At 42.8% G+C, this 26,938-nt stretch carries 25 protein-coding genes; 9 read left to right on the top strand and 16 right to left on the bottom strand.

From position 1 onward, the window contains the following. The first annotated feature begins 41 nt into the window (after positions 1-41). Positions 42-830 (top strand): hydroxymethylpyrimidine/phosphomethylpyrimidine kinase, encoded by a 789-nt coding sequence (locus ACZW67_RS05820; RefSeq protein WP_465182501.1) that lies wholly within the window; start codon positions 42-44, stop codon positions 828-830. 154 nt (positions 831-984) lie between these two features. Here the strand turns inward: ACZW67_RS05820 and ACZW67_RS05825 are convergent, their stop codons facing one another. The 5 genes from ACZW67_RS05825 to ppx form a co-directional block, all read right to left on the bottom strand. Continuing rightward, positions 985-1,554, bottom strand: coding sequence for a YggT family protein (locus tag ACZW67_RS05825; RefSeq protein WP_465182502.1), 570 nt, complete (start codon positions 1,552-1,554; stop codon positions 985-987). 278 nt (positions 1,555-1,832) lie between these two features. After that, on the bottom strand, positions 1,833-2,666 hold the full coding sequence (gene proC / locus ACZW67_RS05830; RefSeq protein ID WP_110921956.1) for a pyrroline-5-carboxylate reductase: 834 nt from the start codon (positions 2,664-2,666) through the stop codon (positions 1,833-1,835). Between the two features lie 151 nt (positions 2,667-2,817). Continuing rightward, positions 2,818-4,422 (bottom strand): tRNA lysidine(34) synthetase TilS, encoded by a 1,605-nt coding sequence (gene tilS, locus ACZW67_RS05835; protein WP_465182503.1) that lies wholly within the window; start codon positions 4,420-4,422, stop codon positions 2,818-2,820. Between the two features lie 163 nt (positions 4,423-4,585). Then, a complete protein-coding gene (locus tag ACZW67_RS05840; protein ID WP_465182504.1) occupies positions 4,586-5,389 on the bottom strand; it encodes an acetyl-CoA carboxylase carboxyltransferase subunit alpha in 804 nt (267 codons plus the stop codon). A gap of 201 nt (positions 5,390-5,590) precedes the next feature. Further along, positions 5,591-7,117 carry an exopolyphosphatase gene (ppx, locus tag ACZW67_RS05845; protein ID WP_465182505.1) on the bottom strand — a complete coding sequence of 509 codons (1,527 nt, stop codon included), beginning with the start codon at positions 7,115-7,117 and terminating at the stop codon, positions 5,591-5,593. Positions 7,118-7,521: 404 nt separating this feature from the next. Here ppx and ACZW67_RS05850 point away from each other — a divergent pair, with 404 nt between their 5' ends. Next, positions 7,522-7,929, top strand: coding sequence for an Mpo1-like protein (locus ACZW67_RS05850; protein ID WP_465182506.1), 408 nt, complete (start codon positions 7,522-7,524; stop codon positions 7,927-7,929). Positions 7,930-8,055: 126 nt separating this feature from the next. On the opposite strand, the gene ACZW67_RS05855 is transcribed toward ACZW67_RS05850, so the two are convergent. Further along, on the bottom strand, positions 8,056-9,804 hold the full coding sequence (locus tag ACZW67_RS05855; protein WP_465182507.1) for an AMP-binding protein: 1,749 nt from the start codon (positions 9,802-9,804) through the stop codon (positions 8,056-8,058). A gap of 284 nt (positions 9,805-10,088) precedes the next feature. Between ACZW67_RS05855 and ACZW67_RS05860 the strand changes: the two genes are divergently transcribed. Then, positions 10,089-10,487, top strand: coding sequence for a lysozyme inhibitor LprI family protein (locus tag ACZW67_RS05860; protein ID WP_197215634.1), 399 nt, complete (start codon positions 10,089-10,091; stop codon positions 10,485-10,487). A 134-nt stretch (positions 10,488-10,621) separates the two neighbouring features. On the opposite strand, the gene hemL is transcribed toward ACZW67_RS05860, so the two are convergent. Continuing rightward, positions 10,622-11,923, bottom strand: a complete 1,302-nt coding sequence (hemL, locus tag ACZW67_RS05865; protein ID WP_201588803.1) for a glutamate-1-semialdehyde 2,1-aminomutase — start codon at positions 11,921-11,923, stop codon at positions 10,622-10,624. Positions 11,924-12,030: 107 nt separating this feature from the next. After that, positions 12,031-12,384, bottom strand: a complete 354-nt coding sequence (locus ACZW67_RS05870) for a zinc ribbon domain-containing protein YjdM (RefSeq protein WP_110921964.1) — start codon at positions 12,382-12,384, stop codon at positions 12,031-12,033. A 299-nt stretch (positions 12,385-12,683) separates the two neighbouring features. On the opposite strand from ACZW67_RS05870, the gene ygfZ reads away from it, so the two are divergent. Then, positions 12,684-13,436 (top strand): CAF17-like 4Fe-4S cluster assembly/insertion protein YgfZ, encoded by a 753-nt coding sequence (ygfZ, locus tag ACZW67_RS05875; RefSeq protein ID WP_465182508.1) that lies wholly within the window; start codon positions 12,684-12,686, stop codon positions 13,434-13,436. Between the two features lie 76 nt (positions 13,437-13,512). Further along, a complete protein-coding gene (locus ACZW67_RS05880) occupies positions 13,513-14,838 on the top strand; it encodes a D-amino acid dehydrogenase (protein WP_465182509.1) in 1,326 nt (441 codons plus the stop codon). Between the two features lie 93 nt (positions 14,839-14,931). Here ACZW67_RS05880 and ACZW67_RS05885 read toward each other — a convergent pair whose 3' ends face one another. Continuing rightward, a complete protein-coding gene (locus ACZW67_RS05885; protein ID WP_465182510.1) occupies positions 14,932-17,124 on the bottom strand; it encodes a molybdopterin oxidoreductase family protein in 2,193 nt (730 codons plus the stop codon). 65 nt (positions 17,125-17,189) lie between these two features. Then, positions 17,190-17,888, bottom strand: a complete 699-nt coding sequence (locus tag ACZW67_RS05890) for a TetR/AcrR family transcriptional regulator (protein ID WP_465182511.1) — start codon at positions 17,886-17,888, stop codon at positions 17,190-17,192. Between the two features lie 221 nt (positions 17,889-18,109). Here ACZW67_RS05890 and ACZW67_RS05895 point away from each other — a divergent pair, with 221 nt between their 5' ends. Together ACZW67_RS05895 and ACZW67_RS05900 are read left to right on the top strand one after the other, a co-directional pair. After that, positions 18,110-19,348, top strand: coding sequence for an NADH:flavin oxidoreductase/NADH oxidase family protein (locus ACZW67_RS05895; protein ID WP_465182512.1), 1,239 nt, complete (start codon positions 18,110-18,112; stop codon positions 19,346-19,348). A gap of 478 nt (positions 19,349-19,826) precedes the next feature. Then, complete coding sequence (locus tag ACZW67_RS05900; RefSeq protein ID WP_194363478.1) at positions 19,827-20,030, top strand: CsbD family protein; 204 nt, start codon at positions 19,827-19,829, stop codon at positions 20,028-20,030. A gap of 542 nt (positions 20,031-20,572) precedes the next feature. On the opposite strand, the gene ACZW67_RS05905 is transcribed toward ACZW67_RS05900, so the two are convergent. Then, on the bottom strand, positions 20,573-21,280 hold the full coding sequence (locus tag ACZW67_RS05905; protein ID WP_465182513.1) for a ZIP family metal transporter: 708 nt from the start codon (positions 21,278-21,280) through the stop codon (positions 20,573-20,575). Positions 21,281-21,629: 349 nt separating this feature from the next. Here ACZW67_RS05905 and ACZW67_RS05910 point away from each other — a divergent pair, with 349 nt between their 5' ends. Next, entirely contained in the window at positions 21,630-22,289 is a 660-nt protein-coding gene (locus ACZW67_RS05910) for a hypothetical protein (RefSeq protein ID WP_465182514.1), read from the top strand. Positions 22,290-22,634: 345 nt separating this feature from the next. Here ACZW67_RS05910 and ACZW67_RS05915 read toward each other — a convergent pair whose 3' ends face one another. After that, positions 22,635-22,946 carry an NGG1p interacting factor NIF3 gene (locus ACZW67_RS05915; RefSeq protein ID WP_465182515.1) on the bottom strand — a complete coding sequence of 104 codons (312 nt, stop codon included), beginning with the start codon at positions 22,944-22,946 and terminating at the stop codon, positions 22,635-22,637. Positions 22,947-23,015: 69 nt separating this feature from the next. After that, the gene (locus tag ACZW67_RS05920) at positions 23,016-23,648 is read right to left on the bottom strand and encodes a DNA-3-methyladenine glycosylase (protein ID WP_465182516.1); all 633 of its coding nucleotides are present in this window, start codon (positions 23,646-23,648) and stop codon (positions 23,016-23,018) included. Between the two features lie 447 nt (positions 23,649-24,095). Between ACZW67_RS05920 and ACZW67_RS05925 the strand changes: the two genes are divergently transcribed. Continuing rightward, positions 24,096-24,251, top strand: coding sequence for a hypothetical protein (locus ACZW67_RS05925; protein ID WP_465182517.1), 156 nt, complete (start codon positions 24,096-24,098; stop codon positions 24,249-24,251). 268 nt (positions 24,252-24,519) lie between these two features. Here ACZW67_RS05925 and purC read toward each other — a convergent pair whose 3' ends face one another. The 3 genes from purC to dapA form a co-directional block, all read right to left on the bottom strand. After that, on the bottom strand, positions 24,520-25,233 hold the full coding sequence (purC, locus tag ACZW67_RS05930; protein WP_110921975.1) for a phosphoribosylaminoimidazolesuccinocarboxamide synthase: 714 nt from the start codon (positions 25,231-25,233) through the stop codon (positions 24,520-24,522). 127 nt (positions 25,234-25,360) lie between these two features. Further along, complete coding sequence (locus tag ACZW67_RS05935; RefSeq protein WP_227680760.1) at positions 25,361-25,675, bottom strand: hypothetical protein; 315 nt, start codon at positions 25,673-25,675, stop codon at positions 25,361-25,363. Between the two features lie 135 nt (positions 25,676-25,810). After that, entirely contained in the window at positions 25,811-26,716 is a 906-nt protein-coding gene (gene dapA, locus ACZW67_RS05940) for a 4-hydroxy-tetrahydrodipicolinate synthase (protein ID WP_465182518.1), read from the bottom strand. Between the last annotated feature and the right edge of the window lie 222 nt (positions 26,717-26,938).

Here is a 26,938-nt window from a genome sequence, read left to right on the forward strand (position 1 = left end):
AGTATTTATTATTCATTTTAAAATATATCAAAGGAAGTGTTATGCGACCAGTGGTTCTTTGCTTTTCAGGATTGGATCCCTCCGGTGGTGCTGGATTGCAAGCCGATATTGAAGCCGTTGGCCAAGCAGGTGCTCATGCTGCCATTGCCTGTACTGCCATCACCGTACAAAACTCGCAACAGGTATTTGGCTTTGAGGCTTGTGCCGCGAACTTGGTAAAAGACCAAGCCACAGCGGTGCTCGACGACCTGCCTGTTAGCGTTATCAAATCAGGTATGCTTGGTACGACTGATAATATCGCGATGTTGACCCAGTTGTTTGCTGAGCAAGTTATCGCTGCTGAGACACCTTTTGTATTAGATCCAGTATTAGTCGCCAACAGCGGTGGCAGCCTAGGCGATGAGAAGACATTAGTAACGGCATTTAAAGCGCTTCTCCCCTACGCCACTCTAATCACACCGAATACGCACGAGCTTCGTGCATTAAGCGGTGAGCAGGACTTACACATCGGCGCGCAGAAGCTATGTGCTCAAGGTACTCATGCCGTATTGGTAAAAACGTCACATGATTTTGATAGCGGTGATATTGAGCAGTATCTATATATAAAAGGTGAAATGGTACATCAAAGCATTTTGCCGCGTCTAGAAGGCGAATTTCATGGCTCAGGCTGCTCACTGGCTAGCTTTATCGCTGGGCGTTTAGCAATGGGAGATTTACTTGCTGATGCAGTCAAGGCAGCGGATAGTTGGATTACCCAAACACTGCGTGCTGCTGATGCACCGCACCCTGATAATGCTCGCGCCCAACTGATACCCAATCGTTTTATTTGATTTTAACTTGCTGACACCTTTATATACCGATGACTTTTATCAGTGACAAAAAAAGGCGCTCTATGTCTTATAGAGCGCCTTTTTTGTGTGGTATTTCTAATAATGTCACTTTTTAATTTCTGGCAATATAACTTTTTAGCTTAAGAAACTTGGCTTAGCCTAACATCGGTAGGAAGCTCGCTGCCAAACCACCAATAAACATCTCTAGCAGAATAAAAGCAACAAAGGCTATCATCGGTGATAAATCAAGCATACCCATGTTTGGCGTTATACGGCGGAATGGCTCCAAGATTGGTTCCGCAAGATTCATAATGATGCCAATAATCGGATGCTGAGATTGCGTAAACACGACAATCCAGCTGACAATAATTGAACCAATAACCAAGTAGCGACACATACGCAAAAAATCTAAAATCAAGCTGACAGTACCAGTGAAAAATAACGGTACAGGTGCAATGCCTTTATGGGTCAGTGCTGCCTTTCCAGAGATATCAATCAGACGAATCAAAAACATCAGTACAATCGCTGCAATACTGATACGACCTTGACCAACCGTTGGAAAAATACGTCCAAAAACATCGACAATATGGGTCGCTTTATAAGCAGGGGCTATCATTGGATTGCTCGCATCTATACCTGCAAACTGCAGCATAAAACGAATAAACACCAACATCATCGCAAAGGTGGTGACCAAATCAAAGATTTGAAATAACATGTTGTTCATGAAGTGCTACTCAATGTGACGTTATTAACAGGTTAGAGGATGACGAATGTCATTATCAGATGCTTAGTACAGTCAACCCTCTATAAATTGGATACGGTGTCAGACTCGCTTAGTCTACGACTTGTAGTACTTTCACTCGCCTTCCTTGTATCCAAATTATATGGGGAACCGACTATATTACCAAAAATAAAATGAGCCAGTGATACGAGTGTCAATACGGCAATTTGTAGATCGCAATAATCTGGACACCAGCAATCATATTTTTGGGTTTTGTCTAACTATTTGCTCATCTCTTCACTAAGCGCTTGGCTGCGATCAGAGCAAGCTTTCATCGCTTCGCTGATTTGACGACCGATTTCATTGGCTTGCATAGACTCTACTGCGGCTTGAGTAGTACCTTTTGGCGAGGTGACTTTACGACGCAATTCAGCAGGCGTGTCATCACTGTTCATCGCCATTTTCGCAGCGCCTAACATGGTTTGCATCGCTAGCGCTGAGGCTTTTTCTTTGTCCAAACCTAAAGCAACGGCTCCATCAACCATCGATTCGATGAAGTAAAACATATAAGCAGGTGCTGAGCCTGATACGGCCGTAACAGCATGCATATGCGCTTCATCATCAACCCATATGACCAAGCCTGAGGCTTCTACGACTGCGGTTGCTAGCTGCTTTTGTTCCGCTGAAATAGCATCCGTACCATATAGACCAGTAGCACCCATTTGAATCATCGAAGGTGTATTTGGCATTGCGCGTACGATGTTGCTATAGCCACCCAACATGTCAGACAACAGATCCGTCGACAGACCTGCTGCCACTGAAATCACCAACTGATTGTCTAGAGCGTCAGCAAACTCGCCAACAACCTGTCTCATTACCTGCGGCTTAACAGCCAGTACGACGATGTCAGCGCCAATCACAGCAGCTTTAGGGTTTTCACTGGCATCAACCGTGTTCATTTGCTGCTTGTCATACTGATCACGTGTCTCTTTGCTAGGTGCTGATACGGTAATAAGCTCAGGATTGACGCCAGAGCTCACTAGCCCGCTAATCAAAGCCTGAGCCATATTCCCGCCGCCGATAAAGCTGATTTTTTTATTATCTAATACTGACATACTTGTCTCCTACACAAAAATTCAAAGTTATTCAAACTAACATATGCATATACAAAATGACATTTAGTTTACCATACTGCTACTAGCATCGTTTGATAAATTCATGGCAACCACAGTGCCACTAAACTTAGAAGTATCTAATAAATTACAATCAATCTGTCCTATTTTTTGCATCTTTTTCGGGACTTAGATTGCTTTTGATAAGGTCAGTGAGCTGATGACTGGGAGTATCAGTTTTCAGATTATCAACGCTTAATATCCAACGATCAAAAGGTGACAGCAATAAAATAGGCAACGCTATCGGACTTTCATTTTCGGTCATTTTCTCATCTATAACATCCACACTGATCACTATTAAGCTATCGCGTAACCATGAGGGGATACCCAAAGTTTGGTAAAGCTTTTTGCCAGACTGTGGGCGTGAGGCTAGTGCTGTTTGTACACGCTGCTTGCGACCCAACGGTGCTATCTTTAACATTGCTGCTTTTGATGATTTTAGCAATGCTTCGTGTTGGTCATGGTCTAATAATCTCGCCACTACATTTGCCAAAACCTGCACCTGCCAAATGAAATTATCGTCACTACGTAAGGTAGTCAAGATAGGCTGTTCGTCAGCTGCATTAAACTCAGGTGAAAAAGGTTGAGGTAGCATTTCCGCCTGTTCGATAAGCGACAATTGTAGCCAAGTCAGCCACTTATTGCTTAGACGATAAAGCTGCTGCCGATAACGACGGATAGTATAGGACTGCTTACGACCTTGCCAAAAAAGTTCCGTTTGATGGTCGTGGTCATCACGTTGACTTAGAAGTAGCACATCATCTACGAGCTGCTTAGCTGGTGGTAATGGCTCATCTTGACCTAGCCAATAATGTAATAATTGACGTTGGCGATACAGCGGCAGTTTGTGCAGCTCATCAATATTTAGGACTTGCTGAGCAGATGGTAACTGTAATGAAGCAACCGCTATCTGCTGCAAATCTGCAGCTGCTTGTGCACTGACACTTGCCTGTGCGTCACTCAATAGCTGTGCGCTACGAGCAATATTATCAATGACGTTGGGATTGTATGACGCCAATACCGGCATGATGTCACGGCGTAACCCACTACGCACGTTATCGCCTGTGTCATTGGTTGGATCATTAATATAGGGCAGTTGTAAACGCTGAGCATAGGCACTAATACGGGCACGCCGAATGGTTAGCCAAGGCCGCCATAGTATATTGTGCTGCCCGCCTTGCCTCTGTACGCGCCACGATTGCATGCCTGATAGACCATTCACGCCAGCGCCTTGAATCAATCGCATCAATACGGTTTCAGCTTGGTCGTCAGCATGATGGCCCAATAGCAAAACATCACCTTGATTGATATGTGCGCGCATGACGTCATAGCGAGCTTTCCGTGCTGCCTGTTCATCATGACCGTTCACTTGCGCATGCAAAATCTGACACGGTATTTTTTGCACTGCTGCCCAATCAGCGACATGTGATGCCCAAGCAATACTGTCTGCTTGTAAGCCGTGATTTACATGTAAGAGCTGCGGCAAAAATGGCAATCGGCCTTGTCGATAGAGCTGCACACATAAAGCGGCTAATGCCAGTGAGTCACGCCCACCACTACATGCCAGCCAAAGTCGTCGACCATGCAGCTGTTCACCATACTCGGCCAAACTGCTCAATAAAGCTTCGGCTAGCTTATCATCAGCGGGTAATTCAGCGATTGGCTCAATAGAATAAGAAAGGATCGCACTGCTGGTCATAGTCAGCCTTATTTTTAGTTTCGTTAGGTGCTTTATATAGTAACAGCCACAAAAAAACGCGCCATTAAATGACACGTTTTTATTTTAGCACTAAGCTCAACATCTAATATTAAAAGCCACGTATTCGTGATGTTTAATATTAGGTTGGTACAGTATTAGATTACTAAGCAGGCAACATCACTTCAGAGTTAAACGTTTTTAGCTTTTCATAACGTAGCTCGCAACGATCATGCGCATCTAAGTCTTTAAGTTCATCTAACTGTTCAGCAATGAGTGCTTTCAGTGCGGTCATGACTGGTTGCGGTTGCACGTGAGCACCTTCGCCCTCTTCAATAACAGCATCAATTAAGCCCATTTGATATAGGTTAATGGCGTTTAATTTCAATGCTTCACTAGCATCTTGTGCTTTTTCAGCGGTTTTCCATAAGATGGACGCACAACCTTCAGGAGAGATAACTGAGTAAATACTGTTTTGCAGCATGTTTACTTTATCACCCACACCGATGGCTAATGCACCACCTGAACCACCTTCACCGATAATGGTGACAATGATAGGTACTTTTAGGCTAGAGAACACCGCAATACTTTCTGCAATGGCTTGTGCTTGTCCACGTTCTTCAGCACCGATACCAGGGTATGCGCCTTGGGTATCGACAAAGGTCATCACAGGAATATTAAAGCGCTCAGCCATTTTGACCAAACGAATAACTTTGCGATAACCTTCAGGATTGGCCATACCAAAGTTATGAGCAATACGCTCGCGAGTACTGCGACCACGATGCTGACCGATTACCATCACTGGCATATCGTCAAAACGAGCCAAGCCACCAAGTATGGCTTTGTCGTCGGCATAAGCACGGTCGCCATGTAACTCATCAAATTCGGTAAACAGTTGATTAACATAGTCCATAAATAATGGACGCTTGGCGTGTCGTGCAAGCTGCACACTATCCCAGACAGTGCTCATAGACCTTTCCCTTTAATAATTATATTTAACAATAGCGTCGTTATCGGTTTGTAGATAATGGGTTTGTAAATAATGGAAGTACAGTTGTAAACTCAATAGAAGCTATAGTAGCACATCTTAAATCGCATAACATTACCGACAGAGCAGCTTTTGTTACGCGAATCTTTAGCTTAATAATTACAACCGTAATTTCTATAAGCGCTAAGCTTCAACCACGCTCAGCTTCACGCCCCACTTGGCAAATTGATCCGCTTCCGTCAGGAGATCAGACAATAAGAAAGCATAGTGTTCACTGCTATCAATAACGGTGATTTGCCAACAGTTATCATCCATGACTTTTAACTCTAATTCGGGTAACTCATAATCGCTGCGACTATGATGTGCCAACACTGCCAGACGTAATAGCAAACAGAGATAAACGAGCTGTTCACCACCGATAGTGCACGTCTGCTCAAGCATATCAGCCTTGAGCTTACGGCGATGATTGAGCATCAACTGCGCCATACGTTTTTGATCGACTTGCGAAAATCCTGGAATATCTGAATATTCGAGCAGATATGCACTGTGCTTATGATAGCTGCTATGACTGATCGCGAGCCCTATCTCATGCAAGAAGGCTGCCCGTCTGAGCAAGTCACCATCATCGCTACTAAGCGCAAGCTTATCCATAACCTGCTCAAATAAATGACGGCTGGTCTTGACCACTTGCTTGGCTTGTTTCTTATCACCTGAATAACGCTTAATCAGTGCCAAGACACTGCGGTCACGCACATCTTCACTAGCAAAACGCCCGAGCATGTCATACATAACCCCTTCGCGTAGCGCACCATCTGAATAAGCAATGGTTTCAATGCTCAGTACCTTCATCACCGCACGCAATACGGCAACACCCGCTGGGAATACTGCTTTACGGTGCTCTTTTACACCTTCTAAGTCAATATCATCAACGTTGCCAATCTTGAGCAGCAGCTTCTCTAGTTTTTTGACACCTTTATAAGTGATGCGTTCTTGCTCATCGGCCCAGCCTTTCGAAACAAGGACATTACGCACCGCTTTGATCGTACCACTAGAGCCAACCACACTACTCCAGCCAGTCTTTTGATAACGGCCATTGATTGCGAGCACTTCTTTGCGTGCGCCTGAGATAGCATTATTAAAAGCTTCTTTAGTAATCAATCCGTCAGAAAAGTATTTTTGCGTAAAAGCTACGCAGCCCATCTGTAGACTCTCAGTCAATAGTGGATCGAACTCTTGACCAATAATAAACTCTGTCGAACCACCACCGATATCCATCACCAAGCGTTTATCGCTACTGGCATTGGTGTGCGAGACACCCAGATAGATCAATCGAGCTTCTTCGCGCCCTGCAATAATCTCAATAGGCTTGGGCAAAATCTTATTGGCATGAGCAATAAAGTCGTTTGCGTTTTTGGCTTGTCGCAACGCATTGGTCGCGACGATACGAATACGCTCAGGTGGCACCGAGTCCAAGCGCGCCACAAAACGACTCAGGCACTCAAGGCCACGCTTTTCAGCTGCTGCACTTAAGATTTTGTTTTCATCTAATCCGGCGGCGAGCTGAACCTTTTCAGACATAGACACTACTTTTCGCACCTCACCATGATCGAGACGCGCAATGGCTAGGTGAAAGCTGTTGGAGCCAATATCAATGGCTGCCATCATTTCGTCATCAGCAAGCGGTGGATTCGTAAGGTAGTCAATAGGCATAAGAGAAGTCGTTACCATGTTAGATAAAGGAAGAAGAATACTTATTAAAATCAGGCGGCTAATCTGTGCAAAAATTACAGATGCATAAAATAGGGCTATCTATACAAATAGACGCTATTTTTGCCATTAAAGCATTTATGCCAAACACTCGCAAGCGACACAAAACCACAGCGCACGCGTCATGACACCATATATACAGTAAACGAGGCACACTCAGCATCTATTGCTTGTGTTAATAATATGGGTTTGCTACATTGAAAGCCACCAATATTATAATAAATAACAGTGACTTGGTATCTGTTTTTAGATAGGCTATCGCCTATAATTAGCATCTAAATAAAAACATCTTTACTCATCCTGCCTTAATTTTATATGGCATACACCACTAGCAAGGAAGCTAAAAAATGAATAATACTGCTACACAGAGCATGGCTCAAACTGCTGATACGCATATCAACAGCAATTCTAAGAAAGAAATCGTCAAAACCAATACGCCAGCTGCTCAGAAATTTTATGATTTCTATTTGGATGAGCATCAAAACATGGCTTGCCGACGCCTGCATTTTGCAGGTAGTAGTTTTGGATTATTGGGACTCGCAAAGTCTGTCAAAACTGGCTCAGCCAAACCTTTACTAAAAGGCATCGCGGCTGGATATGCTTGCGCGTGGGTGGGTCATTTTTTCTTTGAAAAAAACAAACCGGCTTCTTTTAAATTTCCATTAAAAAGCTTTGCCAGCGACTTCAGAATGTATGGCGATGTGGTGCGCGGTAACTTAAGCTTGAGAGATCGCAAGTTTGATAAAGCGCGATAAGACTCAATCATCATATAACACACGCATTAAAAAACGGGGCTGCTTAAAATAGCAGCCCCGTTTTTTATTCGTTTTGAGGATTTTATTCGTGTCATTCCACATTCATTAGTGAAATGACGTATTCATTTATCGCAAAGATTTACGTAATATTTTACCGACTGCTGTCTTCGGTAACTCATCGATAAACACATAAGACTGCGGACGCTTATAGCCAGTCAGACGCTCAATAGCAAAAGCCGCCAGTTCATCAGCCGTTAAACTTGGATCTTTTTTAACCACAAAGGCTTTGGGTACTTCACCGCTGTGTTTGTCTTCGACACCAATGACGGCCACTTCTAGCACTTTTGGATGCTCAGTTAATGCGGCCTCTACTTCATTAGGATAAACGTTAAATCCTGAGACCAATATCATGTCTTTTTTACGATCAACGAGTGTCAAAAAACCATCGTGATCCATGACGCCAATATCGCCAGATTTAAAATAACCGTCTGTAGTAAAGGTATCTGTATTGTCTTTCTGCCAATAGCCTTGCATCACTTGTGGTCCTTTGATGCCGACTTCCCCAGGTGTTCCAATTGCACATGAGGACCCATTTTCATCAATGATTTTAATATTCATCGAGGCTAATGGCAGACCAACGCTACCATTAAAATTCGTAATCCTTGGTGGATTGAACGAGATAACTGGTGCCGTCTCAGACATTCCATAACCTTCATGAATCATCATGCCCGTCACTTGTTGCCACTGATCGGATACCGCCTTGATGATGGCAGTGCCTCCACCGATAGATAAGGCCAATCGACTAAAATCAAGGCCAGCAAATTTTGGATGGTTGAGCATACCAATAAACAAGGTATTCACAGAAGGAATAACATGCGGACGATGCTGCTCGATGGTATTGACTAAGCCATCGATATCACGTGGATTGGTAACCAAGATATCCTCCCAGCCACCATATATACCGAGCAAACCGCAAACGGTAAATGAGAAAATATGATAAAGCGGCAAAGGATTCAGTATCTTAATCTGCTCACTACGACCCGCTTCAATCGCCTTGCCAAACATCGCATAACACTGACAGATATTAGCCATGACATTATAATGTGTCAGCATGGCACCTTTTGGCTTACCAGTCGTGCCGCCTGTATATTGTAATAATGCCAAATCCTCACGCTCGATAATCACAGGCTGATATTGCTCAGCGTGGTATGTATTTATAATATGCGCAAAGCTTACACTCTGCTCTGAGGTGTCGTTTGCAGCATTATCAGCTGTGGTTTGGTTGGTTTGATTGAATTGACGAGTAGTATCAGCTGAGTCTTCAAGTTGGGTAAGTAAAGCAATATCGTTATCAGCAGGTGCCGCATTCGGATTGACAGAACAATATATGACCAGTGACAGCTGCGATTTCACTGCATCGTCTAATTGATCGAAAGCGGCTGTCATCCCATCAAGGACAACCAGCACGCTAACTTGTGCATCCGTCAGTTGGTGTGCCAATTCATAATGGGTGTACATCGGATTGACATTCACCAGTACGGTGCCCGAGCGCAAGCAACCAAGCAGCACGACTGCATACTGCAATATATTGGGTAGTTGTACAGCGACACGATCGCCCTTGTTGATTCCTTTTGCTTGTAAAAAAGCAGCAAAGCGGCGACTGGCAATATCCAATTGTGCAAAAGTAAGTGTGGCTGGCCCCATACTAAAAGCCACAGAATCACGATGCTGATCTATCTTGGGTTGCAATAAATCTAGCAGGTTGTGCTTGCCCTCTAACACATCTAGATTATTTCTTAGTCCGTGTTTCTCATACGAGGCTTGCCATAACGGTGGCGTATTACTGCTAGGCATATCGTTAGTGCTGGTAGTCATGAGTTAGCGTCCTTGCTGAGTATGTTTTTCTCAGCATAGCACACTCTAATAACGATTTTTTAAGCGGCTGAGTCACTTTATGGGCTCTGTTATTAGTAGTATTTTTCGGGCCATATGCATCACTTTTTATGACCAGTATTTAGAACAAAAACTTGGCTCGACTAGCTTAAAAAATATAGATATAATCGAAAATACACATTTACCAAACCCCTCATAAACTCAAGATATATGCGGAATATAGCCATGCTATGCTAAATGCCATTTCACACAAGTAACGAGATTATATGTTTATCATGAGTCATATTAAAAAAGTCGGCTGTCTTGCTTTACTGTCAACAGGACTATTTGTCAGTGCTCAAGCGTCTGCAGAAAACACCTGCGACAATGCCTATACTCAGACTGATATTAACAAGTGTATTGCAGCTGAGCTGGCCGTAGAAGACAAAAAACTGAACCAGTCTTACCGTGATTTTCAGCGTTTACTTAATAGCTCTGAGAAAAAGCAATTAAAAACGGTGCAATTGGCATGGATTGATTTTAGAGACAAAGCTTGCCAGTTTTCTGCCAGTTCAGTTCGTGGCGGTAGTGCTTACCCAATGGCGCTCAACGGTTGTTTGACCACTTATACACAGCAACGACGTGTACAATTAGATGCCGATATTAAGAACATCAAAAGTAAATAGATGACTGTAGAAAATAAGTAGTAATAAAGAATTAGCCATAAAAAAACCAGCACCTCTTAAGTCTTAAGGTACTGGTTTTTTTATGGCTTTGATTGCCTTGATCAATGCTACTTATGACGTTGAGTCAGAATAAATTAAGCACTGGCCATTTCAGCAAATATCTCATCAGCCGCTTTGATCGACGCATCAATATCTTCATCGCTATGCTTGATAGACATAAAACCTGCTTCATAAGCCGACGGTGCCAAATAAATACCGCGATCTAGCATACCGTGGAAGAATGTATTAAATACAGTCATATCACACTCTGTCACGTCATCAAAGTTCTGAGGCACAGTGGTCGCATTGTCTCTGACGAAGAACATACCAAACATGCCGCCCAATTTATTGGTACGCAGGTTGATACCGTGCTTGTCAGCCGCTGCTTGAAAACCGTCTACTAGACGATCAACTTTCGCTGCTAATTCGTCATAAAAGCCGTCTACCGTTAAGTCTTCAAACATCGCAATACCAGCACGCATCGCTAACGGGTTGCCTGATAACGTACCCGCTTGGTAGACACCGCCAAGTGGGGCGATACAAGACATGACTTCTTTTTTACCACCGAAAGCGCCTACTGGCAGACCTGCACCGATGATTTTACCAAAGCAAGTCAAGTCAGGATCGATACCGAAATGTGCTTGCGCTCCGCCAAGACCAACGCGAAAGCCAGTCATGACTTCATCAAAGATTAATACTGCCCCATTAGCAGTACACTCTGCACGCAACGTATCATGAAATTCTTGTGTTGGAATGACCATGTTCATGTTGCCAGCGATTGGCTCTAAGATAACGCAAGCGACTTCTTCGCCCCATTTCTCAAAACAGTCTTTAATCGCTTGCGGATCATTATAAGGAATCGTAATCGTATGCTTGGCAAAATCGGCAGGCACGCCTTTCGAGGTTGGCTCACCAATATCAAGCATGCCTGAACCTGCTTTTACCAATAGGCTATCTGAATGCCCATGATAGCAGCCTTCAAATTTAACGATTTTGTCACGCTGGGTATAACCACGCGCCAAGCGAATCGCGCTCATGGTCGCTTCTGTACCTGAGCTGGTCATACGAATCATCTCCACGCTAGGCACGATTTCGCAAATCTTATCAGCAACTGTCGTCTCGAACGGTGTAGGCGTACCAAAGCTTAAACCATCATCAGCGGCTTTTTTAACCGCATCAATGACTTTTGGATGCGCATGACCCAAAATCATTGGGCCCCACGAGCCAACATAATCAATATAAGCATTGTCTTCGGTGTCATAAATTTTGCTACCATTGGCACGATGCATAAAGATAGGCGTACCGCCGACTCCAGCAAAGGCGCGGACTGGCGAGTTGACGCCACCCGGGATATGTTTGCTGGCTTGTGCAAAGAGCTGTTCGTTTTTAGTACTCATAGTTATTCTCTACTCATAGGTTCTATGTTTTATAACTTCTGTATTTTTTGACTAAACTTCTATTTTATATTTGTTTATTATCCAATTTTTCAAGCACGTTTGGAGCGCTATGCTTTTTTGACAACAGAAGATTTGAGCTTCATTGGCCCGTAGCCGTCAAGTTTGCAGTCGATATCATGACCGTCAGTAGCATCTGGCAACAGGCGAATGCTTTTCGCTTTCGTCCCGACTTTAATCACGATTGAAGAGCCTTTGACTTTTAGGTCTTTGATCACAGTCACCGCATCACCGTCTTGTAGCTCGTTGCCGACAGCATCACGAATAACTGCATCTTGCTCTTCAGCTTGCGCAGCATCGGTCTCAGCCGCTGTCCACTCATGAGCACACATTGGACATACCAGTAACGCACCATCTTCATACGTATATTCAGCATCACATTTAGGGCAATTTGGTAAGCTCATTATTTCCTCGGCAGCCATGACAGATTAGGTTTTTACTAGAGCCAACATTGTACCGTAACTCGACAATTTTAACCAATTTGTACGGTTGAAAACTGGGTACTGAGCCCAATTTAACTGTTAACTCACCACTTAACCACGAGCTTTTTTATGACCGTGTTTTTTGTGGTACTCTTCTTAGCTTCATTTAGTTTAATGTGCACATATACTGTCAATGATAAAAGTGCCCGTATAATTTTTTATCACTTCGATTTAACCTACATATTATTAATAAATAAGCTCTCATCAGAAGGATAATAACAATGACTCAGTCTTCAAATTCATTAACCATACCGCAGTTTTCACAATTAACCATTCAAGGCGAGGATGCCGAAAAATTCTTTCAAGGACAATTGACCTGTGATGTTACCAAACTTGGGCTTAGCTATCAGGCAGCCGCCATCGGTAACTTAAAAGGCCGTATTGAATTTGGTATTTGGATTAAGAAACAAGCCGAAAAGCAGTATGATGTAGTTATAAGTAGCGACTGCGCTGAGTCATTGCAAGCACATCTTAAAAAGTATGGGGCGTTTTCTAAATTTGAGACCAGCGCACCGACGCCAATTTATCCTTGTGTCCTTGATAATGTACCGACTTTTAGCCATAAAGACGATCATAATACGACTGAGGATACACAAGCTTGGATGCAATGCAGTATTGCCACTGGTAACTATTGGATCGTAGCTACCACTCAAGGTGAATTCCAACCGCAAGAGCTGCGTCTGCATCAGCGCGGCGGCATGGATTACGACAAAGGCTGCTATCTGGGCCAAGAAGTCATCGCTCGTATTTATTTTAAATCAGCACCCAAAGCATTTTTGCACTATGTAAAAGGCACTGGTGAGGTACCAGCTGCGGGTGACAAGATTGATAAAATCCAAGTGGTCAATGCGATTGCCAATGCCGAAGGTTTTGAAGCATTGGTGATTGCTCGTCCAGAGTATCTTGTTGATAGCGCACTAACACCGTTAGACTTGCCAGCCGCCCTGCAAGCTGATGTGGCCCGCGCCAAATAAAAACTTGCCCTATACATGGTGTTAGAAGTTTGACCCATTGCTGTCAGGCCATTAGACAATCACAGTAGAGAACCCTATGACACATGTTGCAGTACTTGGAGCAGGCGTGGTCGGTGTGACCACCGCATGGTATCTTCGTCAAGCAGGCTATGATGTGACTGTGATTGAGCGTGAACCCGCAGCAGGCTTGCAAACCTCATTTGCAAATGGTGGTCAAATATCGGTGTCGCATGCCACACCTTGGGCCAATCCTGCGACTCCAATGAAAGCGCTCAAGTGGTTGTTTAAAGAAGATGCCCCGCTTCTGTATCGCTTGCGGGCTGACAAAGCTCAGCTCAAATGGGCGATGCAGTTTCTGCAAGAATGCCGCGCTGACAAAGCCGATGCCAATCTAGTGCAGATGGTACGCTTAGGATTATATTCTAGAGACGCTTTGCAGCAGCTGCGTACAGATATCGGTATTAATTACGAGCAGCAAACACGCGGTATCATGCATTTTTATACCAATCAGGCAGAGTTTGATGCTGCCATCGAGCCAACCGAACGTATGCAGGCCCTCGGTTGTGAGCGCTACGTGATTGATATTAATAATGCTGTCAATTTAGAGCCAGCGCTCTACCCAATTGCGCACAAGCTCACTGGGGCAACCTATACCAGTCGTGATGAGTCTGGTAATGCGCACCTGTTTACCCAGCGTTTGGCGCAGCGCTGCATCGATGCTGGCGTACAGTTTTTATATGATACTGAGATTTTAGCACTCAATACCGATACAGACTCTTCACGCCCGCACATGCACAGTGTTACCATTCGCCCGACAGGTGAAAATGCCCAAACCTTTACGGCTGATACCTATGTATTGGCGCTTGGTAGCTATAGCGTGTCATTACTAAAACCTTTGGGCATACACGCGCCAATATTTCCAGCAAAAGGTTATTCAGCTACTTATACGGTGAATCCACGTGCGCCGCATTTAGCGCCTTTTGTTAGTCTAATTGATGATGAGTTCAAACTGGTCACCTCACGATTGGGTGACAAGTTACGAGTGGCTGGCACCGCAGAGTTTAATGGCTACAACTTAGACTTGAATACCACTCGCTGTGAAGCCATTACTCGGCGTGTACAGCAGTTATTTCCGAAAGGTATTATCGCAAACTCGGTACAATATTGGACAGGACTGCGCCCGATGACCCCATCGAACGTGCCTTTGATTGGTCGTGCGCACTGCGGTCAGGTCAAACATGGTAGTCATAATGTTTCAGCTACTTTTGACAACTTATGGCTCAATACTGGGCATGGCACATTGGGATGGACACACTCTTGTGGTTCTGCAAAAGCCATTAGCTTATTGATACAAGGTGAAACCCCTCATGTCGACTTTGATTTTATCGGCATGAGCGTTTAATCGGGTCAGCGATATATTCAGATTGCAAACAAAAAAAAGGCGCTCACTTTACGTGAACGCCTTTTTTGCATTTCTATAAGTTTATAATTAACTTTATACTACTGCGCCTTCCGCTACAGTTTCTGTAGCAGTAGATAAACTATCTACATCCAATGCTTCCAGTTGTACCGGCACACCGTTAACTGCCGCGTTGCCACTTAACCGATCAATCAATGTGTCATCAGTCAAATCGTTAACGCTAACCCCTGCGTTTGCTTGGGCGATTTTTTGCTTAACCCCTTTACGGCCGTGACCAAAGCCATGCGGAATACTCACCACGCCTGGCATCAGCTCGTCGGTCACTTCTGCTGCAATGATCACACTGCTGATTCGTGAGGTGACTTTTACAGATTGACCATCAGCGATACCATGCTGCGCCGCTGTGTCAGGATGCAGCATCAATGTACAACGAGATTTTCCTTTTACCAATCGATGGCTGTTGTGCAACCATGAGTTGTTGCTACGCACATGACGACGGCCAATGAGTAAAATCTCATCATCGTTATACTGCTGTACCATCTCTCTAACCCGTGCCAAATCTGCTTGATAAAAATCGACATGAAGATGAATCTGCTTGTCTGCATGCTTGATAGCGTCTGGCAACATACTGTGCAATGGCCCTAAATCGATACCATGCGGGTTTTCCATGAGCACATCTAGTGTGACTTCTTTATAAGGCCCATACTTTAGACCCTGCTCTAAAACAAATTTTGGCCCAAATGCTTTTATCGCTGCACGCTCTTTTTGTGTTGCTTCTGGCGCATCTTTGTCCAAGCGTGCTGCCAGCTCTAAATAAATCTCCCAATCATGTCTCGTCTCTTCTGATCTCTCAAACAAAGCTGGCGAGTATTTGGCGACATTGTGCACTGCAAAACCATTAAACGTAACATCATAATGGTCGCGCTCTAGTGGCGATACAGGTGGCAAGATAATATTGGCATGGCGACTGGTCTCGGTCACAAAGTAATCGAGTGACACCATAAACTCTAATTTTGACAGCGCTTCGTCTAGCTTTTCACCGTTTGGTGTACTGAGCACAGGGTTACCTGCAACAGTGACGAATCCTTTTAATTGCCCCTCGCCCTCGACCAACATCTCATCTGCCATGGCGACTACGGGATACTCACCATTAAAATCAGGCAGGTTACTTACGCGGCTGTGACGTTTACCCAAATAGCCTGGGCCTGAGCTATTCACAACAGCCACCGCAGGATTAGGGAACATCAGCCCGCCCACTTCATCTAAGCGTCCTGTGACGATGTTTATCACCATCGATAAATACTGGCTCAGTAGGCCAAACTCTTGCACTGAGATACCCATACGGCCATAACAGACTGAGCTTTCAGCTTCGCAGAATTCTTTCACAATACGTTTTATTTCAGCAGCGGTAATACCCGTAATGTCTGCTACAGATTCAGCCGTGTACTCTTTGGCAAACAGAGCAAGTCGGTCAATCTCAGGTGCCAATGCAGCGACCTTGCTATCTAACTTAGCATAGCCTTGCGCATAGATTTCATTCAGCATCGCCAGTAATAGCAACACGTCTGTCGCGGGGCGAATAAAATGGTGCTCACTAGCGATGTCAGCAGTTTCTGTACGTCTTGGATCAATCACCACCACTTTGCCGTCACGGGCTTTGATGTCTTTTAGTTTTTGGCGCATGTTCGGGGCAGTCATGATACTGCCGTTAGAGGCAAGCGGATTGCCACCGATAATGAGCATATACTGAGTGTGATTCACATCAGGAACTGGAATGCGTAGCATATGGCCAAATAAGTGCATACTGACGATATGGTGCGGCAGTTGGTCAATTGAAGTGGCAGAAAATCGACTACGCGTCTTTAAGCTAGTAAGCAGTTGTTTTATGGTCAACATACCGCCCATGTTGTGTACGTTAGGATTGCCCAAATAAACACCTAACGCATTTTTTCCATACTTTTGCTGTATGGACTGAATACCTGCGGCAACTTTATCCAATGCTTCTGGCCAACTGATAGTTTTCCAGCCATCGGCCGTTCTCTCTACCGGCTGACGCAGACGGTCAGGGTCTTCGTGCAAATCCTGCAAAGCCGTTGCTTTTGGACAAATATAACCTTGAGAAAAAGGGTCGTTTTTATCGCCTTTGATCGATAATACTTTTTCGCCGTCGTGCTTTATCTCAACACCGCACATCGCCTCGCACAATGTACAAGTTCTAAAATGCGTTTGCGCTTCGCCTAACGTTGGTGTAGCCATGGTTGTGGCCATAATAACTCTCCCTATTATGTTTGATTAATCCTAGTTTTTACGATAATAGTTGTCGCTTATTATCGTTATTCACTACTATTGCTTCCGTGCAAAAATTTGGCGAACAGTGCATCAAAGCTGCTGCTTAACGTATCAATCGCTTGCTGCCTTGAGTAGCGCTGCTGATGACAGCCTAATATGAGCTCATGTACTTGTGCAGCAGCAATATCAACACAAAGATTGACAACACTGCGTTCACAAGAACGATTGGATAACTGCAATCCTTGAATAAATATCTCTGTCCACTCTGCTTGTATCTCGGTGACTAAATTGCCCAATCCGTTGTTTAACGAAGATTGGTTTTCTATATTGGCAGTAAACCGTGGGCGATCCTCTAACAAATGCTGAAACAGTGCAATGTTTTGAAAGGCCGAATCAAAAATCATCACCAAACATTGCTGACAGCGCTCATTAAACTGCGCTTTACTTAATACATCATAATCTTTGAGCATATCGACCCACGCCATGCGCATGGGTGACAGATAGTTGTCTTTTAGCTGAGCACTCAGTTCATTTTGCAGCGCGTCTAGGCTGTCAAAATGGTTATAAAAGCTTGGCTGCGCAATACCGGTACCTTTGGCCACTTTATTCATACTCATGCCCTGAGCACCCTCTAAACTGTACAGCCTCAATGCACTTTTCAATAATGCACGGCGCGTTTTGGCTTTCGCCATCTCGCGTTTAGATTCTGTTGGTACAACCAGATGTTGCGCTAGTACAGTCAATGAAAAAGCATCCTTTTTTATTTGCTTACTCGATAAATAATTAAATCGACACACCAGTAATTTACCTTGAGTGCTATTGCGCCGAAAAAATGTGATGATGACGGCCACACGCCGATAGCTATTATTTCAACTATAAGGTTATAGTCATTTAAACCATAAGTCTATAGTGAAACCCATAGTAGAACTCGTGCTTCACAAAATGAAATTTTTAGGTTGCCATCATGACATCATCTGTTTTTTCCCCTTTCACATTGCCTTGTGGCGCCACCCTTTCTAACCGCTTGGCTAAAGCTGCTATGGAAGAAAACATGGCGGATGAAGGCCAAATTCCTGGCCATGCACTTTTGCACTTATATCAGCGCTGGGCTGAAGGTGGCACAGGCCTTCTGATCACTGGTAACGTCATGGTAGATGGTCGCGCGATGACAGGCCCTGGTGGCATCGTATTAGATAAATACAGCAATATCGCTCCTTTTACAGCATGGTCACAGGCTGCCAAACAAAACAATACGCACGTTTGGATGCAGCTCAACCACCCTGGTCGTCAAGTGTATGCTGCCATGGGCGGGGATGTGTTGTCGCCTTCTGATGTGGCCATCGACTTGGGTAAACACTCTGGTTTATTTAGCCAACCACGTGCCATGACGCTACAAGATATTGAACAGCTCATTCAAAGCTTCGTAGACACAGCAATCAGAGCTGAACAAGCAGGTTTTAATGGCGTCCAAATTCATGCCGCCCATGGTTATCTCATTTCTCAATTTTTATCACCACTGACCAATAAGCGCCAAGATGAATATGGCGGCTCAATTGAAAACCGTATGCGATTATTGATTACAGTCATTAAAGCCGTTCGTGCTGCAGTGTCACCCAGTTTTGCGGTTGGGGTCAAAATAAATTCAGCAGATTTTCAGCGTGGTGGATTTGATGCAGACGATGCAAAAGTGGTTATTTTAGCCATGAATGAGTTGGCAGTAGATTTGGTCGAACTGTCTGGTGGTAGTTACGAAAGCCCTGCTATGCAAGGTAGTACAGCAGATGGCAGAACACTACAACGAGAAGCCTATTTTTTAGACTTTGCAAAAGAAATTGCTCAGGTGGCTACCATGCCAGTGATGACCACAGGTGGCGTCAGACGTTTAGCCGTTGCAGAAAATGTACTTGCGCAAGGGATTGATATCGTTGGTATGGGAACCGCTCTCGCCATGAACCCCTCCTTGCCCAATGATTGGAAAAAAGATGAAACTACTAGCGCTCATAATCCAGTCGTGCAATGGCGTGATAAAACCTTGAGCGCTGTTGCTACTATGGCAGTAATCAAGCGCCAACTGCAACGTATGGGCAAAGGCAAGCTACCTAAACCCAATGCTTCACCGATACTCTCGCTCGTTAAGGATCGTATTCGAATAAAGAGACTGACCAAACGTTATCAGCGTTATTTAGCGACTCTAGCAAAATAACGGAACCCTTTCATTCTTAATTATGACCAATAAAAAAAGAGCCGCTGCTTCATATGCAAACAGTTGCTCTTTTTATATTGATCATTTTCAATGATAAAATCTGTCAAAACGTTGAGTTAATTCTTCAATCATAATAACGCACAATAGACATAATTTACGATTTATGACTATAGCGCCCCTCTAGATAACATACACTGCACGCTCACCATAATTAAGCAACACTATAAACATTGGATGTACAGACACGATTTATAAATAAGCCTATATTTAACCACAAGGCAATCAACACTTAGTAAAAATAATAAAAAGGCACAAATAACAATAAGACAGTAGAGATGCCCACTAGATGCCTTTGTTTAAAATTAGATTATAAAAATAATAAACAATAATAAAACTTGCTCCGCCCGTTCCACAGAAGTTAATAACAAAGTAAGTATCTATAAAAGTAATAAAATAACCAACAAAAAAGGAATTAACAATGAACGAACATACGCTAAAAGGTGAATGGAACCAAGTAAAAGGGTCAGTAAAGCAGAAATGGGCTGATTTGACTGATGATGATCTGTTACATGTTGAAGGCAGCCGTGACAAGCTAGTCGGCAAAGTCCAAGAGCGCTATGGCCACAGTAAGGATGATGCTGAACGTGAAGTCGATGACTGGCGCCGCGAAAATAAATACTAATTTATTTTAATAAAAAACGAAAGCCGCATAGAATCTATGCGGCTTTCTATTGGCGAATGACTTCTGTAGAAGCAGATAAATATATTAAGTATAAGTGGACAGATAAAAAACCATTCATCCTTCAGCTTAATAAAGTTTCTCAACACCCAGACACGATAAAACCGCATAGCAATTAATTGTTATGCGGTTTTATTGTTAACTATCCATGTTACCTATCACGACTGTTTCCTATACATCCTTGCATAGTCTTCAGCATATTGTGATACTGGGCATCCTGCCCTATTTACTACGTCTACAGCATTAACTGCTGCTATCAGCAAAGGTTATGTGTCCTTACCTCACTTATTATTATCATCCTGATGCTAATAAGTCAGTCATTATCCTTAATGCGGTCAACTCAATCCTTGAGTCACATTTCCTAATGCCGTGTGACTATAATGCCCAATTCCTAGCCTGATGTTAAGTCGCATAAGCGTCATTGCGTGTAAGCATATGCTTACACGTATTTTAATAATGAGCCAATTTGTCTTGCTTTTAAATGGCTAAATGACCATTTCACCGACCACGCCGACCAAAAATCCTAGTGAAGCACCCAGTGACGTCAGATAATTATTGTCTAATTTACTTTCAGGGATGATGTCTTGAATCAACAAATACAAGATACCCCCACTGGCAAATATCATTAGATGAGCAGTAATATTGGGATGCTGACTCAGCAAAAAATGCCCGATCAGTGCAGATATAATCCCAAAAAAGCTCAAACCAAAAAATATGATCAATGTCTTTCGTACACTAAAACCGCTGCGCACTAAGTCGCGAAACGAATTAAAGGATTCAGGCAGATTTTGTAAACCAATAAAAATAGCCAATAACAATGCCATTTGTGGTTCGATAGCAAAGACAGCACCTAAAGCAATAGACTCTGGTACAAAATCCATCATCATCGCTAGCAACGTTGCTTGCTGGCTGCCTGACGATGCTAGCTTTCGGTCTATCAACATAAACAAGATAGCACCAAATGAAAACGATCCTATCACTCCCCAAATACTGAGTACCTCCATACCTTTGGGCACCAAAACCAAGGCCAATGCAGACAATATAATACCCGCACCAAACGACATTAGGGTATGCACCACCTGATATTTAATAGGGCTGTCTTTAACATGATGGTTAAAGATATTAGCCAATAACCCACCGATAAATACCGTTACACCTGCAAATCCTGAAAATAGAATGAGTTTGAGTAGCATTTTTTCCCTTATTATTGGTTGAGTATTTTATTAGTTGAACATCTTTAGATGATGTCACGTAATAGCTTGCCTTCAAATCAATATATCCAAATTCTATTCATTTACAACTTCTTAACGTAAATGACATCTAACACCAAGCTTTATACCTTATGATTGATAATGTAAGGAAATATTTCATTACTAGCTGAATTATTAAAATGCAGTTACTAGGCAAGGTATTTTCGCCAGTATGATAGTAAGTATCAATATATTAGGCATCAAATTCTTCAAATTAAGCATACCAAGTTAAGAAAACATAGTTAAAAAATTCACAGTCGCTGCGCTATACTAAATAATAGGAAGATTCATTATGAGAACATTACAACGCTCCACCGTAAAAACGATTCTTTCATCAGGGCTTGCAGTTGCTTTGTTGGGCACGATGGTCGGCTGTACCACTATCGCCTCCCCTTATGAAAATCGCCCTGTGTACCGTGATAGTAATACAAGTAACAATAACGTCAACCGCGTTAGTCAGCAGCTACGTCAAGACTTACGTCGCAAGGGTTATAATGTCAGAGACATTCAAGCTAGCAATTATCGAGGCAGTCAGATACTTACAGCTTATGCCACTAAAGGTAAACAAGCCTATGAGCTTAAGTATACGTATCCTGACCTAAGACTAGTCAGCTCAGACAAGAAATCATGGTCATCTACTGGAAAAGATGACAGATACGAAAAAGACCATGATAAAAAAGACAAATATAAAAACAATGGGAAGCATAAAGACAGTAAGCATCATAAAAATGATGATATTGAAGGTAATATTACAAGAGAATCCCGCTACCCAGCGATCAAACAACAAGCGGTCAGAAAAGTTAGTGCGATGGGTTACCGTGTAAAAGATATTGAGCTTGAAGAAAAGAACAATCGCGGCGTGTTTGAAATCGAAGCAAGACGTGGCTCACAAGATTATGAAATACTACTTGGTTACCCTAATTTAAATGTCATTAAGGTGAAGAAAGACTAGGTTTCAACACCACTACTATTCACAACATTCGTATCTTATAGTATAGATACGAGTATAAACTTTTGGCATCGTTCACCTCTTGATGCCTATGGTCAAATAAACCAGCTCTTGGTATATTTGACCTTTTTTTTCACTTTATTATGCAAGCACAGAGTATATCTTCAATTCAAATACTAGGGCGTGTCCTCAATTCAATCGATAGTTATCTAAATGGGTTAAAAATGGCTAAATCTTGCCAAACGGCATCAAATAGCTGACTAATATCTCGATATTATCTGCGCTATTTTCCTTGTTTGTCTGCGATTTATCTCATTTTTATCACCATTTTTAAAATGAGGACACGCCCTAGAAATCTAAGACCTTTATCACATCGTAGGCTGGTGTCTCATATGGATGCGCCTCTTTTAACGCAGCAATAGTAGCATCGATAAATGCTTCGTCAACCACCATTTCAACTCGCCATTCATCGACCGTTTCTAAGCTATCATGTGTACCGATATACGGCGTACTACCTGATAATGGCATAAACTGTCCTGTTCCCTTTACCTGCCAACAGCACTGCTCATAATTACCAATGGTGCCTGCACCAGCAGCAAACAAAGCAGACTTCACCTGATCTAGAGCAGATTCTGGGATAAAAACTGTGAGCTTATACATATCGTCTATCCTCTCTACATTAATCTCATAAAATACATTCAAAATAAAGTATCCAATCTACAGGCGATACTATTTTTTGGATAAAGAAGCATGGTCAGTCCACACATAACGTAATAACCAGTCTTTTGCTTCACCTGCATAGTCAATACCAATACGTGGGCGCAGCGATATTGGTGGCTGACATCCATCATCCTCTATCCAAACGGCTGACGCTAGGCTAATCACCTTGCCATATAAATCACGATCAATTTGCAATCGCTTGGTTAGCTTTCCAGGGCCAGCAAACTGCTTGGGATGGCTAAGCTGTTTGTCTGAGCTAAGTAGTTGCTCGTCAACTAGACGATCACTATCCTCTGTCAAAAATCCAGCCCGTATCAACACCGACTCTGGCGATTCTGCAGCACCACTGATTAAGTTAAGCATATGATGTACGCCGTAGGTCAAATAGACATAGAACACACCGCCTTGCTCATACATGATTTCAGTACGTGAGGTTCTTGTGCCTGCATGGGAATGACAGGCAGGATCATTTTCACCGATATAAGCTTCGGTCTCTGAGATACGCATTCGCAGTATTTTCACGGTGCCATCGGTATCTATCAATTTTCTACAGAGCACTTTGCCAACCAAGTCAGCAGCGACTACACAAGTTGGACGCGTAAACCAATCAGGTGCTAAAACAGTTGACGAGGCAGTAGACATTAGCGAAACCTTTTCTTATTTTTATCATCTAATTGACATGACCAAATACTAATAAACAAGTATTAATAAATTAGCACAAAATTAAGATAAGATATTGAGGACAATGTTTATGCTATGTTTGATTTTTATACGAGTTAAGCTATAAATCTATATCCAAAAGGCTAATCTTGATAGTGCGTATTAAGCATCAATACTTATGGATAAAGAGGATTTCGTCATTAAGTATTACTGATAAATAGATAAAAATCGCAGTCTGTTTTAATTGGTCTATTAATAGGTTTGAAGGGTGAAATAGACTGATTCCGTTGGGGTATATTTACTCATAATTTGACCTACCTTACAAAAAACAAAGCATGAGAACACGCTACAGCTCTATTAATTTCTAATTCGTATAAGATATATCCAAATAAATATCGTTGTAGTTACTTGTTTACCTAGGATCTCTATATGAATAATAAGATGATAATCATGATTGCTGTCACCGCTATTTTTGCATTTTGGCTAGGCATCAAAGCTCATGAATTTTATTACGATGATATTTGCTTGGATCTAGGCGGTGGCAAGAATCCAGGCGGTTATCCTATTTGTGTCATTGAACGATAACTATGCTGCGACAATATACTTCATGGTTATTAACTTCACATACAATACTGGCAGCTCGATGCCTGTATAGCGCACCGATCATAGATAAAATATATATGGTAGGTACAACATGAAGTACACTATGGCTATCTCAGCAAGTTAAAACGTTGATACCACTAATCTAAAACCGAAGATTCAAGCCCTCACTAGGGTACCAATAGTAATATGATGCCATAAAAAACTGAGCACATGGCTCAGTCTTTTATTTTATGTTATGAAACTTAATCGCTTAGCTTAATGGGACACCAATGCGGTTAGCCACTTCTTCATAAGCTTCAATCACATCACCTAGTGACTGGCGGAAACGGTCTTTATCCAATTTTTTCTTGGTGATTTTATCCCAAATACGGCAGCCATCTGGAGAGAACTCATCACCTAAAACGATGCGGTCATGGAACACACCAAACTCTAGCTTGAAATCAACCAGTATCAAATCGCCTGCATCAAACAATGCTTTTAATACATCATTCACTTGATGAGTCAGCTCTTCCATTCTTGCTAATTGTGCTTCAGTTGCCCAACCAAGAGATACAGATAGTGACTCATTGACCATTGGATCACCAAGCGCATCGTCTTTATAAAATAGCTCATAAGTAGGCGGCGTCAATGCTTGGCCTTCTTCTAAACCCAAACGACGAACCAAGCTACCAGCAGCAAAGTTACGTACGACACACTCAACCGGAATCATATCTAGGCGTTTGACCAACACTTCGTCTTCAGACAATTGCTTTTCAAAATGCGTTTCGATGCCAGCATCAGCCAGCTTTTGCATAATAAAAGCATTGAAACGGTTGTTGACCACGCCTTTGCGTGCTAACTGTTCAATACGCTTACCATCAAGCGCTGATGTATCATCACGGAAATGTAAAATCAAAAGATCATTGTCTTCTGTTTCATAGACAGATTTGGCTTTACCTTTATACAGCAGTTGTTGCTTTTGCATTATGAGAGTTCCTGTTCGTTCAAGCTTATGTGGTAAAAACGCGCAGCTACCGCTAGTGTTTGTATAACAGTGTTAATAGTTAAATCAACAAGTATAAAAAACCAACGGTAAAAATAGGGAAATAGTTTTAATTCGGAAGACCGCTTACAGCACGCTGAGGCTGTGGTAATTTATACTGGCTACCAGATTCGTTCGCTAGTTTTAGCGTATTTGCACCTGCGTCAGGTGTGGCGTATAAGGGTACGAAAGGTGCTGTTTCTGTAGCAGCTGGCAGCTCTATTGGCGCAAGCTTTTTGCTTTGCTGATACTCTAAGCTACCGTTGTCACGCTTACCAAGTAAGTTTTTAGTCGCTTGGCAGCCGCTCAATACTAAGGTACTTCCTAGTATCAAGGTCAGCATCGCAGGGAATATTTTTGTGGTCGTTGATGAGCTGTTCATCATATTATCTCTCTGAGTTAGCAATGATTGCTTATTTGGCTTATCGTGTGTATGAAGTCATATAGATATCGCTAAGCCTATCATCAGTGACTGACTTAGCATTTATAGCGCTCAATTTTATAGCAAATTCAAACGAATCTATATTAAGTTAGCACGAACCAATGCTTCATCAATAGTCGCATGATGTTGCTCCGCTAGCCAAACCAATGGTAGGCGAATGCCCTTATCGATTATGCCCATTTTATGTAAGGCGTACTTAGCTGGGATAGGGCTTGATTCGATGAATAAGTCACGATGTAAGTGTTTAACGATATCATGTACTTTATTAGCAGCGTCAAAGTCACCACGGAGCGCAGCCGTAAACGTCTCGCTCATCGCTTTCGGTGCGACGTTGGCCGTCACTGAAATGTTACCTTTACCGCCGAATTTCATCAACTCTAGCGCAGTGCCGTCATCACCTGACAGCACAACCATTCTATCACCAACGGCTTTAATTAATTGCTCGCCGCGGCTGACAGAGCCGGTCGCATCTTTAATGGCCACAATATTGTCAATATCACATAAACGCTCAACGGTATTTTGGGCGATATCAACGACTGTGCGTCCTGGTACGTTATAAAGCATCTGCGGGATATTTACCGCTTCAGCAATGGCTTTATAATGTTGGAACAAACCTTCTTGAGGTGGTTTGTTATAGTAAGGTGCTACGAGCAATGTGCAGTCTGCACCCGCATCGGCTGCATCTTGAGTCAGCTTGATGGCTTCCATTGTATTGTTGGCGCCTGTACCAGCAATGACAGGTACACGACCTTTGACATGCTGCACAAAGTAGCGAATCACATCACTGTGCTCTTGCATAGACAGTGTCGCTGACTCACCAGTGGTACCGACAGCAACTAAGCAATGGGTGCCCTGTTCAATCTGCCAATCTATGAGATCTGCCAAACGTTTATAATCAACCTTGCCGTCAGGATGCATGGGCGTTACCAAAGCTACCATTGAGCCTTGTAGTCGGGTTTTGATCTCGTCGTATGCTGTGCTCATAACCGTGCCTTACTGTATTATCCTAGCTTTTGTCAAAGCTGTCACATGATAGGTCATTTGCAAGAGCCAATTCTCATGCTTATGGCTGCACATAATATTATGTGCAGCCATAAGCGCAATTAGCAATGTCTTGCCTGATGGTAGTGCTAAGTAACTTTCTAAAATAAATGTCTTTCTAAAAAAAATATACTTCTAAAATAAGTATCTTTTTAAAATAAATAT

This window comes from Psychrobacter sp. TPE 89C (assembly GCF_055522395.1).